The sequence below is a fragment of the Vibrio sp. 1874 genome (genome assembly GCF_033344395.1).
GTDB classification, from domain to species: domain Bacteria; phylum Pseudomonadota; class Gammaproteobacteria; order Enterobacterales; family Vibrionaceae; genus Vibrio; species Vibrio alginolyticus.
Genome location: NZ_JAWPOR010000014.1, coordinates 1 through 13,847, shown reverse-complemented (window position 1 = coordinate 13,847; position 13,847 = coordinate 1). Strand labels below are relative to the sequence as shown.

General features: G+C 44.7%; 6 protein-coding genes and 1 riboswitch. Of the genes, 4 read left to right on the top strand and 2 right to left on the bottom strand.

Annotation, left to right across the window (positions count from 1 at the left end; all coding sequences use genetic code 11):
• Window positions 1-22: 22 nt before the first annotated feature.
• Window positions 23-2,845, top strand: a complete 2,823-nt coding sequence (uvrA, locus tag R8N46_RS19545) for an excinuclease ABC subunit UvrA (protein ID WP_005381241.1) — start codon at window positions 23-25, stop codon at window positions 2,843-2,845.
• A gap of 67 nt (window positions 2,846-2,912) precedes the next feature.
• Entirely contained in the window at window positions 2,913-4,694 is a 1,782-nt protein-coding gene (locus tag R8N46_RS19540) for a PglL family O-oligosaccharyltransferase (protein ID WP_053350598.1), read from the top strand.
• A gap of 59 nt (window positions 4,695-4,753) precedes the next feature.
• Here the strand turns inward: R8N46_RS19540 and R8N46_RS19535 are convergent, their stop codons facing one another.
• Window positions 4,754-5,875 carry a pyridoxal-phosphate-dependent aminotransferase family protein gene (locus tag R8N46_RS19535; RefSeq protein WP_171346109.1) on the bottom strand — a complete coding sequence of 374 codons (1,122 nt, stop codon included), beginning with the start codon at window positions 5,873-5,875 and terminating at the stop codon, window positions 4,754-4,756.
• Window positions 5,876-6,095: 220 nt separating this feature from the next.
• A riboswitch (Lysine riboswitch) is annotated at window positions 6,096-6,274 on the top strand.
• A 101-nt stretch (window positions 6,275-6,375) separates the two neighbouring features.
• Here R8N46_RS19535 and lysC point away from each other — a divergent pair.
• Complete coding sequence (gene lysC, locus R8N46_RS19530) at window positions 6,376-7,728, top strand: lysine-sensitive aspartokinase 3 (RefSeq protein WP_017821324.1); 1,353 nt, start codon at window positions 6,376-6,378, stop codon at window positions 7,726-7,728.
• An 86-nt stretch (window positions 7,729-7,814) separates the two neighbouring features.
• Here the strand turns inward: lysC and metH are convergent, their stop codons facing one another.
• Window positions 7,815-11,495, bottom strand: a complete 3,681-nt coding sequence (gene metH / locus R8N46_RS19525) for a methionine synthase (RefSeq protein WP_064368807.1) — start codon at window positions 11,493-11,495, stop codon at window positions 7,815-7,817.
• Between the two features lie 191 nt (window positions 11,496-11,686).
• Here metH and R8N46_RS19520 point away from each other — a divergent pair, with 191 nt between their 5' ends.
• Window positions 11,687-13,018, top strand: a complete 1,332-nt coding sequence (locus R8N46_RS19520) for a cation:proton antiporter (RefSeq protein ID WP_064354335.1) — start codon at window positions 11,687-11,689, stop codon at window positions 13,016-13,018.
• Window positions 13,019-13,847 lie beyond the last annotated feature (829 nt).

The following is a 13,847-nucleotide window of genomic DNA, read 5'->3' as shown; positions in this document are numbered from 1 at the left end:
GGTTATACATAGAGCAAAAACGATGGATAAAATAGAAGTTCGCGGTGCCCGAACCCATAACCTTAAAGACATTAATCTTACAATCCCTCGCGATAAACTGATTGTCATTACTGGACTAAGTGGCTCCGGTAAATCCTCTCTCGCTTTCGATACATTGTATGCAGAAGGCCAACGACGCTACGTAGAGTCTCTCTCTGCCTACGCTCGTCAGTTTTTGTCTCTGATGGAAAAACCCGATGTCGACCACATTGAAGGGTTATCACCCGCGATTTCTATTGAACAGAAATCTACTTCTCATAACCCGCGTTCAACCGTCGGTACAATTACCGAAGTCTACGACTACTTACGTCTATTGTATGCTCGTGTGGGCGAACCCCGCTGTCCAACGCATCATGCCCCTCTTGCCGCGCAAACCATCAGCCAAATGGTGGACAAAGTCCTAGAGATGCCGGAAGGCAGCAAAATGATGCTATTGGCGCCTATTGTCAAAGAACGTAAAGGTGAGCATGTTAAAACGCTTGAGAACTTAGCGGCTCAAGGCTTTATTCGTGCGCGTATTGATGGAGAAACTTGCGATCTTTCCGATCCTCCAACCCTTGAGCTACATAAAAAGCACACCATTGAAGTCGTGGTAGACCGCTTTAAAGTTCGTCCAGACTTACAACAGCGCTTGGCCGAATCTTTCGAGACCACGCTCGAATTATCAGGCGGAATTGCGGTTGTCGCGCCAATGGATGGCGACGGTGAAGAGATTATTTTCTCCGCCAACTTCGCTTGTCCACAATGTGGTTACAGCATGCAAGAGTTAGAGCCGCGACTTTTCTCATTCAACAACCCTGCTGGTGCATGTGGCACTTGTGATGGTTTGGGTGTGCAGCAATACTTCGATCCAAGCCGAGTAATTCAAGATGATTCATTAAGCTTGGCACAAGGTGCGATTCGCGGTTGGGATCAAAAGAACTACTACTACTTCCAAATGCTCACCTCATTGGCCGATCATTATGGTTTTGACCTCCATGCCCCTTTTAATTCTCTGCCAAAGAAAACGCAAGATGTCATTCTAAAGGGCTCAGGTCGTACTGAGATTGAGTTTAAATACATCAACGATCGTGGCGATATTCGCGTTAAACGCCATCCATTCGAAGGTATTCTGAATACCCTAGAACGTCGCTATCGTGATACAGAATCTAACTCTGTCCGTGAAGAGCTTGCAAAATACATCTCCACTAAATCTTGTTCAAGCTGTGGCGGTACTCGTCTACGCCTTGAAGCACGTAACGTGTTTATTGCTGATACGACACTACCTGAGATTGTTGAACTCAGCATTGCTGATGCATTGGAATTCTTCCATTCCTTGAAACTGGAAGGTCAACGAGCCCAAATCGCTGAAAAAGTGATGAAGGAAATCAACGACCGCCTGCAATTCTTAGTTAACGTCGGTTTGAACTACCTAAACTTATCACGCAGTGCAGAAACCTTATCAGGCGGTGAAGCTCAACGTATTCGTTTAGCAAGCCAAATTGGGGCGGGTCTTGTTGGTGTGATGTATGTTCTGGACGAACCGTCGATTGGTCTCCACCAGCGTGATAATGAACGCTTATTAAAAACGCTCACCCATTTGCGCGATTTAGGTAATACCGTACTTGTGGTAGAACACGATGAAGATGCGATTCGCTGTGCAGATCATGTCATAGATATTGGTCCTGGTGCTGGAGTACATGGTGGTAATGTTGTTGCGGAAGGCACCATGGAAGAGATAGTCGCGAATCCGAATTCTCTGACAGGTCAGTACTTAAGTGGTGTTAAAGAAATCGCAGTACCGAAAGATCGCACGCCGCGAGATCCGAAAAAAACGGTTGAGCTATTAGGCGCTACAGGTAATAACCTTAAAAACGTTAACCTTTCAATTCCTGTTGGGTTATTCAGCTGTATTACAGGGGTATCTGGCTCAGGTAAATCAACACTGATTAATGATACTTTCTTTAAAATTGCGCATACCCAACTTAACGGAGCGACAACGGCTCAGCCTTCACCTTATAAATCGATTAAAGGTCTAGAGCACTTCGATAAAGTCATCGATATCGATCAAAGCCCAATTGGCCGTACACCTCGCTCTAACCCTGCAACCTATACGGGGATCTTTACACCAATCCGTGAACTGTTTGCAGGCACACAGGAGTCGCGTTCTCGCGGTTACAAGCCGGGCCGTTTTAGTTTTAACGTACGCGGTGGTCGTTGTGAGGCCTGTCAGGGTGACGGTGTTATCAAAGTAGAAATGCATTTCCTACCAGATGTTTATGTGCCATGTGATGTGTGTAAAGGTAAACGCTACAACCGTGAAACTCTCGAAGTACGTTACAAAGGTAAAACTATTGATGAAGTGCTAGAAATGACGGTCGAAGATGCACGCACCTTCTTCGATCCAGTTCCTGCCATCGCTCGCAAACTACAAACACTGATGGATGTGGGTTTGTCGTACATACGATTGGGTCAAGCGGCAACAACACTCTCCGGTGGTGAAGCACAGCGTGTTAAATTGGCGCGAGAGCTATCCAAACGTGATACAGGAAAAACCTTGTACATTTTGGATGAACCAACAACCGGCTTGCACTTCCATGATATCCAGCAGTTGCTCACTGTACTGCACAGACTTCGCGACCACGGAAATACTGTCGTGGTGATCGAGCATAACCTGGACGTCATTAAGACTGCGGACTGGATTATCGATCTTGGTCCTGAAGGGGGTCAAGGTGGCGGCGAGATAATCGCTCAAGGCACACCGGAAGATGTGTCGCAAATCGAGGGATCGCACACAGCTCACTTCCTTAAGCCTATGTTGAAGTAGAAAAAACAGGTAAAGTACCGAGACCAGCAAGTGCTGGTCTTTTTTCATTCAAAACAACGCAATAACTATGGCTACTATACATGTAAGTGGAACAAAGCTTTCTCCCGAAAAAGTACAGGTTCCCCTCAATCGCAAGTTTCTCATTGCCTTGGCAACACTATTTGTGTTGGCAATGCACTTTTTCATGCCCAACCCCGGCGGTTCGGGGCTTTCGCTTTCGTTCAATGCGACAACTTGGATTGCTTTTAGCTTTGCATTAGGCATTGGGTGTTACCAACTCGCGAATAATCGAGTGCTACGTTACTCAAAACTAACCATCGGCTTGTTCATTAGTGCTCTTATCATGACAGTGCCCATTCTGTACCCAAATGCGAATAGCAGCTTGGCAGCCAATAAGCTCATAGGCCTGTGGTGTGGTGTCCTGTTCTTTATTGTTTTACAACAATTTCATTTCAGTAATAAACATCGCCAACGCCTATTATGGTTCATTGTCCTTGCGGTTGTTATCGAAGCCATTTTTGGTCTGACACAATATCTGTATCTCAAACCAGGCAATCCGTTTGGTTACGACACGGTGGCCAATCGTCCTTATGGTATTTTCCAACAGCCCAATGTAATGGCCAGCTTTCTTGCGACAGGGTTGGTGATTGCCAGCTATTTACTTGCACGTCAGCCCTACAAATACGACCGTAAGTTAAGCGATGTTTACCTTCTCTATGCCGTGCCAGTTTTAACTTTACCACTAATTGTGGCGTTGGCTTCACGCACTGGTTGGTTAGCCTCGGTTATCGCCGTGTTGTTGGTCATTCCATACATGTACCGTTTTGCAACCAAAGGGCGCTTTATCCGCTGGGTTGTGTCACTTGTAAGTGGGCTCTTATTCTCAGTCGTTGTCATGCATCTTGCCTTTCCTGATGGAGGTGGGTTAGCCGCAGAAAAAGTAAATATGGAGTCTCCTCGAGCGTATACTTTTCCGCAAACATTAGACATGGTGATTGAAAAGCCTTTTACTGGTTATGGATATGGTAAGTTTGAATCTGAGTACATGCTGTATACGGCTCGTCAACATGCCCTAAATGAGAATTACCCAGCTGGTTTGCCAGCCATGGATCATCCGCATAACGAGCTGCTTTACTGGGGAGTAGAAGGTGGCTTGCTGCCAATACTCGGTATCTTCTTAGCGATGGCACTGGTACTGTATCGAATCTATCAAGCCAAACGCGGAACTCGTCTTGCGTTGCTGGCCTTGTTTATACCTATCGTATTGCACTCACAACTGGAATACCCTTTCTACCACTCTCTCGTGCATTGGTTGATCTTCGTTATCCTACTGTACTGGGTCGATCAGCGCGTCTCTCGTTATCGACAAGTCGGCTTTAGTAATGTAACCAAAAGCTTGCTGCGTGTTTTTAGTTTGGTACTTCCCGTTGCGTTTACGTTTTACATGGTAAGCGCATTACATACGAATTATGTATTGACGAAGTTTGAGACCACTAGACCAACTAACCCTGATATTCTGAATCAAGTCAGTAACCCTGTAGTTTGGAAAGACAGGTTTGATTGGGATGTCTATAGCACGTTTTTAAACCTTGGGCTGTACCAACAAGACGCAACCTTGATTCAGCCTTATATCGATTGGTCGCTAAAAATCATCAAAGATAAGCCTCGCCCTGCATTTTATAATAATTTGATTTTGGCCTACCAAGGCTTAGATGACTCAAGTAAAGCGGAGCAAATTAGAGCTGAAGCGCAGTTTTTGTTCCCGAAGATTGATTTCAGTGACGTCAATTACCAGCCACCTTCTCAAGCAATATCTGCCTCACCAGCCCCCACTTCAGGAGCTGAGTAATAAATACCAAAAAGCGAAGGGATGACCTTCGCTTTTCTTTATCTCATTGCTGTATGATTTTATTCAGTGAGTGACTCTTCTAACGCTTTTAAGCACAGCGCAACGTTTTCAGATCGAGCGCCGTAACCCATTAAGCCAACACGCCACGCTTTACCAGCTAATGCCCCAAGGCCTGCACCAATTTCTAGGTTATAGGTTTCTAGCAAGTGAGCACGAACTTTTGCTTCATCAATTCCTTCAGGCACGTAAATCGCATTTAATTGTGGCAACCGATGGGCTTCGTCCACAACAAATTCAAAGCCTAACTTTTGTAAGCCATTTTTGAGTTTTTCATGCATCAGTTGGTGACGAGCCCAAGCGTTTTCTAATCCTTCATTTTTCAGTATCAATAAAGCTTCATGAAGCGCATACAAGCTATTAACTGGCGCCGTATGATGGTAACTACGCTTGCCTTCTCCACTCCAATACCCCAAAACTAAACTCTGATCGAGGAACCAACTCTGTACTGGTGTTGTTCTTGCTTGAATCTTTTCAATCGCGGCAGGAGAAAACGTCACTGGTGAGAGCCCTGGTACACATGACAAACATTTTTGACTGCCAGAGTAAACCGCATCCAGTTGCCATTCATCCACTTTTAACGGCACACCACCAAGTGACGTCACCGCATCAACAATAGATAATGCATTATGCTGTTTCGCCAGCTTACTCAATGCTTGAGCATCACTGACTGCACCAGTTGAGGTTTCCGCATGCACAAAAGCAAGAATTTTTGTATCTGGGTGCTGTTCGAGTGCTTGCTCGACTTTATCAATGGAAACAGGCGTCCCCCATTCATCATCGACGATAACAACTTCGCCACCAGCACGGACGACATTTTCGCGCATGCGTTCACCAAATACACCGTTACGGCAGACGATCACCTTGTCGCCTTTCTCGATCAAGTTTACAAAGCAGGTTTCCATCCCTGCACTACCTGGCGCTGAAACCGCAATAGTGAACTCATTGTCAGTTTGAAAGGCATACTTCAATAGCTGCTTGAGCTCATCCATCATACCGATAAACAGAGGATCAAGGTGACCTACCGTAGGACGGCTTAGTGCTTGTAACACTTGAGGATAAATATCAGAAGGACCAGGTCCCATTAAAATACGGTGAGGTGGAATAAAGCTTTGGATCGACATGTCAGCTCCTTGATTATCTTTTATCCTGAGCATTCTAAAAGTTCTACTCAATAACATGGCTCAGGTGTAGGGTTCTTCACCCTAATAGATTTTTCCTCTATCAGCAATTAGCCGTAAGTATGGAGGTCAAACCAGTGTCACAAAATCGTTAATAAAAAACACCATAAAGGTTGAAATATTGATTGACATTAAGGCCTCAAAACCGTTCAATGTTTGAGCTTTATGTAGAAGAGGAGCGCTACCCAGGTAGATGATTTGTGGAACCGCAATTCCAACACCAATCATTGAGGGGGAGTAGTGCCGAGGTAAGTCAAAGTTGCAGGATTTGACTTGTCGGTTGAATTGGGCTGAATCCCATCAACTGTCATCAGCGCAGTCTGATGAAGGGCTTCTGAGGGTAAATTTTTCAAATAGCATTCTAAATACCTCTCTTTTTGCTCTGTTCCTTTTCTCACTAAACATTGGATGTACAATTTTTTAGGAAGTCGTGGGAGAACGCAGTGAGCGCATTTAACGTAGCTAAATTCGGTGGAACCAGTGTTGCCAACTTTGAGGCAATGAGTCGTTGCGCCACCATTATCGAAAACAATCCAAATACTCGCCTGGTCGTGAGCAGCGCTTGCTCTGGCGTCACCAACCTATTGGTAGAACTCGCCAACGGTGTTCAGGATCAAACGCACCGTACTGAGCTGCTGCAAAATCTGGCCAACATTCATGACGCCATTTTAACTCAGCTCGAAGACAGCACGAAAACTGCTGCCGAGGTGTATGGCATATTAGATACCGTAACCAGCCTGGCCGAGGCTGCATCTATCCAAGCTAGTGCGAAGTTAACCGATCATTTAGTCGCATGTGGCGAACTCATGTCGACGCATATTCTAACTCAGTTAATGTGTGAGCGAGGCATTCAAGCTGTGCGCTTTGATATCCGCGATGTGCTGCGTACTGATGACAACTTTGGTCGCGCGGAGCCAAACATTGAAGCAATTTCGACGCTTGCGCAAGATAAACTCGTACCACTTTGCCAACAATCCGTTGTTGTTACTCAAGGCTTCATAGGATCTGACGAAGCCGGTAATACAACAACATTAGGTCGAGGGGGCAGCGATTACAGCGCCGCCTTAATTGCTGAGAGCGTTAAAGCGGCAGGGCTAGAAATCTGGACTGATGTTCCGGGTATCTACACAACAGACCCGCGAATTGCACCAAAAGCCTCACCAATTCCCGAGATCAGCTTTAGTGAAGCTTCAGAAATGGCTAACTTTGGCGCTAAAATCCTTCACCCTTCTACGCTAGTACCCGCATTACGCCACGACATTCCGGTATTTGTAGGGTCATCGAAAGAGCCTGAAAAAGGGGGAACTTGGATTCGCCACCAAGTCGAAAGCTCACCGTTATTCCGTGCGCTAGCTTTGCGTTGTAACCAAACCATGGTAACGCTACGCAGCGCCAATATGTTCCACGCATACGGTTTCTTAGCAAAGGTCTTTGAGATCCTTGCAAAGCATAAGATCTCTGTCGATTTGATCACGACATCTGAAATCAGTGTATCGTTAACACTTGATCAAACTGATACCTCTGGTGGCGCGCCGCAGCTGCCGCAAGCTGCACGAGAAGAGTTAGAAGAGTTATGTAAGGTAGAAGTTGAACATGACCTATGCCTCGTTGCTCTCATTGGTAACAACATGAGTGAGAGTAAAGGCTACGCGAAACAGGTTTTTGGCACGCTAGAAGATTTTAACCTACGCATGATTTGTTATGGCGCTAGCCCTCACAACTTATGCTTCTTGCTCCATGAATCGGTATCGAAACAAGCCATACAAAAACTCCACACGGAGTTGTTTGAGAAGTAAGTTCAACTCAATAAAACAAAGGGCTGCGTATCTACAGCCCTTTGTTGTTTCAATAGTTGTTACATTTGGACGAGGTAAACATCAATTTAACCGTTAATGTTTGGCCCTAACCATTTTTCAGCCTCGATCCTATCCCACCCCTTACGATCGGCGTAACTCTCTAGCTGATCTTCTTGGATCTGTGCGATCGCAAAGTAACGTGAGTCAGGATGAGAGAAATACCAACCAGAGACTGACGCGCCCGGATACATTGCATAGCTGGAGGTTAGAGTCATGCCAATATTCTCTTCCACATTAAGTAGCTCCCAAAGCGGTCCTTTTTCAGTATGCTCAGGGCACGCTGGATAACCTGGTGCAGGGCGAATACCTTGGTATTTTTCACGAATGAGATCATCGTTAGATAAATCTTCATCCGCAGCATAACCCCAAATTTCTTTACGGACACGCTCATGCAAATACTCAGCAAACGCTTCGGCTAGGCGATCCGCCACCGCTTGAATCATAATTGCGTTGTAATCATCTCCCTGTGCTTTGTATTCATCAGCAAGCTCTCGTTCACCAATACCACCAGTGACAGCAAATGCCCCTATCCAATCATGCTTACCCGACTCTTTAGGTGCGATGTAGTCGGATAAACAATAGTTGAATCCTTTTGGTTTCTCGGTCTGTTGTCGCAAGTTACGTAATACTTTCACAACGTCGGTACGAGTTTCATCAGCATAAACTTCAATGTCGTCCCCCACGCTCGCAGCAGGGAATAAGCCACACATTCCACGCGCTTTTAACAGGCCTTCTCGCTCAACTCGATCAAGTATCTCGTTGGCATCTTCGAATAAACGTTTTGCTTCTTCACCAACTTCTTCATGTTGGAAAATTGTTGGATACTTACCCACAAGTGACCAAGTCATAAAGAATGGTGTCCAATCGATGTATTGACGTAATATAGCCACATCAAAATCATCGAAGATATGAATGCCAGGCTTAACAGGCACTGGAGGAGTATAAGCTTCCCAATCGATAGCAACTTTATTCGCTCGAGCAGCTTCTAATGTCACTGGTTTGGTTCTCGGTTTCTTTCGATTATGTTGATCACGTACTCGTTCGTAATCAGCTTCAAGTTTTTCAACAAATTCAGGGCGACGTTCATCTGACAGAAGAGAAGTACATACGCCCACTGCACGTGAGGCGTTGTTCACGTAAACCACTGGATGCTTGTAATTTTGCTCAATCTTAACTGCTGTATGGGCTTTTGACGTTGTTGCGCCACCGATGAGAAGAGGTAAGTTAAAGTCGAGACGCTCCATCTCTTTTGCAACATGCACCATTTCGTCTAATGAAGGCGTGATCAACCCTGATAAACCAATAATATCGACGTTTTCTTCTTGCGCTACTTTTAAGATCTTTTCGCAAGGAACCATGACACCAAGATCAATAATTTCATAATTATTGCACTGCAATACAACGCCAACGATATTTTTCCCGATATCATGTACATCACCTTTGACCGTCGCTAGCAAAATCTTACCGTTTGTTTGTCCCACCTGCTTTTCTGCATTGATGTAGGGCTCCAGATGCGCGACTGCTTGCTTCATCACTCGTGCAGATTTTACGACCTGAGGAAGGAACATTTTACCTTCACCAAACAAGTCTCCGACGACGTTCATCCCATCCATTAGTGGGCCTTCAATCACCTCTAATGGCTTTGAAGCGTTGACACGAGCCTCTTCGGTATCATCAACGATGAACTCAGTTATTCCTTTCACTAACGCGTGCTCTAAACGCTTTTCAACAGGCCAAGTTCTCCACTCAAGTGCAGAGGCATCCTCCTCTTTACCTACCCCTTTGCCTGCATATTCCGCCGCGATATCTAACAATCTCTCAGTGGCGTCATCACGACGGTTAAGAACGACATCTTCCACAGCCTCACGCAATTTTTCAGGCACGTTATCGTAGATTTCTAACTGACCCGCATTCACAATCCCCATATCCATACCATTTTTAAAACAGTGGTAGAGGAACACCGCGTGAATCGCTTCACGTACATAGTTATTGCCACGGAAAGAGAATGAGACGTTAGAAACACCACCAGATATCATCGCATGTGGTAAATCACGTTTGATATCGCCAACGGCTTCAATGAAATCCACCGCGTAGTTATTATGCTCCTCGATCCCCGTAGCAATGGCAAAAATGTTGGGGTCAAAAATGATGTCTTCTGGTGGAAAGCCCACTTCATCAACAAGAATTCGGTAAGCGTTGGTACAAATTTCTACTTTGCGCTCACGTGTATCTGCTTGCCCAATCTCATCAAACGCCATCACAATCACAGCCGCACCGTAACGGCGGATCAACTTAGCTTGTTCAACGAATTTCTCTTTGCCTTCTTTGAGAGAGATCGAGTTAACAATGCCTTTGCCTTGGATGCACTTAAGACCGGCTTCAATAACCTCCCACTTGGAAGAGTCAACCATGATTGGTACTTTTGAGATTTCAGGTTCTGACGCACAAAGGTTTAAAAAGCGAACCATACAAGCTTGTGCATCCAACATGCCTTCATCCATGTTGATATCGATAATTTGAGCGCCATTTTCAACTTGTTGACGAGCCACATCGAGCGCTTCATCGTACAGCTCTTCTTTAATTAAGCGCTTAAAACGCGCAGAACCGGTTACATTCGTACGCTCACCGACATTGATAAATAAAGAGTCTTTATCAATAGCGAGTGGCTCCAGGCCAGACAAGCGACAAGCAACGGGAAGTTCAGGTAATTGACGAGGGGCGATATTTTCAACCGCGAGTGCCATTTGGCGAATGTGCTCAGGAGTTGTACCACAACACCCACCAATCAAGTTTAAAAAGCCACTTTGAGCCCACTCTTTAACATGCTTAGCCATATCTTCTGGCGACAAATCGTATTCGCCGAATGCATTCGGAAGCCCAGCATTTGGGTGAGCGGAAACAAAAGATTCTGATATACGAGAGAGCTCTTCAACATAAGGACGCAGCTCATCTGGACCAAGTGCACAGTTCAAACCAAACGAAATCGGTTTAACATGACGTAATGAGTTGTAAAACGCTTCTGTGGTTTGACCGGATAATGTCCGACCGGAAGCATCAGTAATAGTCCCCGAGATCATCACAGGTAACTCAATCCCCATCTCTTCAAACACACTTTCAACAGCAAATGAACAAGCCTTAGCGTTAAGCGTATCGAAGATGGTCTCGATAAGAATAAGGTCTGAACCACCTTTAATAAGCGCTCGAGTCGATTCAGAGTAAGCCTCAACTAACTCGTCGAAAGAAACATTTCGATATCCAGGGTCGTTTACATCAGGAGAGATAGAACAAGTGCGGTTCGTCGGCCCTAAAACCCCTGCGACATAACGCGGTTTATCGGGTGTTTTTTCGGTCCATTCGTCTGCAACTTCACGTGCAAGCTTGGCAGCTGCAAAGTTAATTTCTTCACTTAGGCTTTCCATCTCGTAGTCAGCCATCGCAATGGTTGTTGCGTTAAACGTGTTGGTTTCGAGAATATCTGCACCCGCTTCTAAATATGCAGCGTGAATTTCCTTGATAAGTTGAGGCTGACTTAGAACCAACAGGTCGTTGTTACCTTTTAGATCACAATGCCAATCCGCAAAGCGCGTTCCTCGATAGTCTTGCTCTTCAAGTTTGTATCCCTGAATCATGGTTCCCATACCACCATCAATCAAAAGAATACGTTGCTTCAATTGAGCTTCAATCTGTTGTCTTACGTTACTTCCCACAGTACAGCCTCATTCCTTTAGTTATCCTTCCATCCTATCACACAAACTTCAGGAGTCTAGACGTCTAAACGTGGAATTAATGATTATTTTATCTCCTTCTTAACTTACAAAATAATCACGAAAAAATGTTTGCTATTTAAGCAGCATCAGCCGAGAATTCCATTCATAAAATGTTACAAATAGAGAGCTCTATGTCGGTCTATCATACTTTATGTTTTCTATCCGCAGCTGCGATGCTAATTGCTTTTGTAAACAGCAAGATAGGAAAGATGCAAACCACCATTGCGATTACCGCAGGTTCAATGGTGCTTTCACTTCTAATCTTAATTGCGGGTCAAAACAACTGGTTCCATCTCACCGAAATTGCAACGGAGACGGTCACAAGGATTAACTTCGAAGATTTCTTGCTCAAAGGCATTCTTGGCTTCTTACTATTTGCTGGTGGACTAGGCATCAAACTCCCGAACCTTAAAGATCAAAAGTGGGAGATCACTGTTTTAGCCCTTGGAGCTACACTGTTTTCTACGTTCTTTATTGGATTTGCGCTGTATGGGTTTTGTCAGTTAATTGGCATCCAATTTGATTTGGTCTACTGCTTACTATTTGGTGCTCTAATATCGCCAACTGACCCAATCGCTGTATTGGCTATTGTGAAAAAACTCGATGCTCCTAAACGTATATCCACTCAGATTGAAGGAGAATCGCTCTTCAATGATGGCTTCGGTTTGGTTATCTTCGTCACTCTATTTACGATTGCATTTGGCACTGAGGCACCAACTGTAGGTAGTGTCACCTTACTCTTCATCCAAGAAGCTATCGGTGGTATCACATATGGTTTCGTCCTCGGTTTGCTATTCCACTACTTGATCAGTGCCACCGATGATCACTCAATGGAATTGTTACTTACCATTGGTGTCCCAACAGCAGGTTACGCATTTGCTGAATACATCCATGTATCAGGCCCACTAGCAATGGTTGTATCCGGTATTATGATTGGCAACTGGACACGCTTTATTGGCTTTTCAAAAGAGAGTGAAGATCACCTTGACCATTTTTGGGAGCTTGTTGATGAGTTCTTGAATGGCGTGTTATTCCTACTGATCGGCATGTCGATGCTGCTGTTTGAATTCCACAAAGAAGACTGGATCATGATGGCTATTTCAGTCCCTCTTGTACTAGCAGCTCGCTATTTAAGCGTATTTCTCTCGTACATTGGCTTTAAACGTTACAGAAAATATAACCCGTGGTCAGTACGTATTTTGACGTGGGGCGGCTTACGCGGGGGCCTTGCATTGGCAATGGCACTTTCCATTCCATCTGGTATTTGGGTGATTCAAGATAAGTTAATCGATGTAAAAGAGATTATTCTTGTAATGACCTACTCCGTCGTTGTTTTCTCTATCCTCATTCAAGGCTCAACAATCACTCCAATGATTGAAAAAGCAAAAGCAGAAGAGAAGAAGATGGAAGAGAACAACCAAGCAATAACCACTCCGGAACATACGGAGACAGTGGACTCTTAAAGACACGTAACTTAATAAATCAAAAGCAGCTACCTAGCTGCTTTTTTCATAACTAATTTTCAGACTCCCCTTCAAGGACGAAGGCTCCTTATTCTTTGATATACCATCAAATATACGAAGAATCGCTACGCTACATTTTCATAGATACTAACTATTGCTGATAGATAGTATTCATAGACGAGCCTTTTAATTTACCCATTTTTATCTGTATCACTTCTCTTCCCTTGGCAATATAGGCTCCTCGCAAACATCAAAGCTAAACTTCCACAATACTTAGCAATGAGCGAGTTTGTATTTTTATGAGAAAGAGGCATTTAGGGTAATTGCGTTCAGAACCCAAACAGGTTAGCAACCTCACCAAGATAAAACTGAGCTAGCATTCAGGTAGATCAAAGCCTTAACAGAAATGTAGCCCCCCTCCCTCTTGATCTCAGTGAGACTAAACTTGTATTCAAAGTCGTCCTGTTTTCAAATTAGAAACAAGCGACACTTCAAACAATTAAACTCTGTCACATAACTAGATTTTCTAATATCGAATAAAAGGAGCTTTGGTGAATGAAGAGGCTCAAAACTAGCGCTCGAGACTGCAGAAACCACACAAAACTGCGTTCCACTTCACTCATAACAGGGCTTAGAAAGCATCGCCAGAGGGAAGCCGGCCTCTCGATGCAAGGTTTCAATATGAAAGTGGATTTAAGGTAAGTCGGGGAACCAAAACGAAAAAAGCCTCAGTCTTTCGACTGAGGCTTAATATAAGTGGCGGAGTGGACGGGACTCGAACCCGCGACCCCCGGCGTGACAGGCCGGTATTCTAACCAACTGAACTACC

What these genes read in the sequence shown, in the direction of transcription:
- R8N46_RS19520 (WP_064354335.1), top strand. Translation starts at nt 11,687, where the DNA reads ATGTCGGTCTATCATACTTTATGTTTTCTATCCGCAGCTGCGATGCTA.
- uvrA (WP_005381241.1), top strand. Translation starts at nt 23, where the DNA reads ATGGATAAAATAGAAGTTCGCGGTGCCCGAACCCATAACCTTAAAGAC.
- R8N46_RS19535 (WP_171346109.1), bottom strand. Translation starts at nt 5,875, where the DNA reads ATGTCGATCCAAAGCTTTATTCCACCTCACCGTATTTTAATGGGACCT.
- R8N46_RS19540 (WP_053350598.1), top strand. Translation starts at nt 2,913, where the DNA reads ATGGCTACTATACATGTAAGTGGAACAAAGCTTTCTCCCGAAAAAGTA.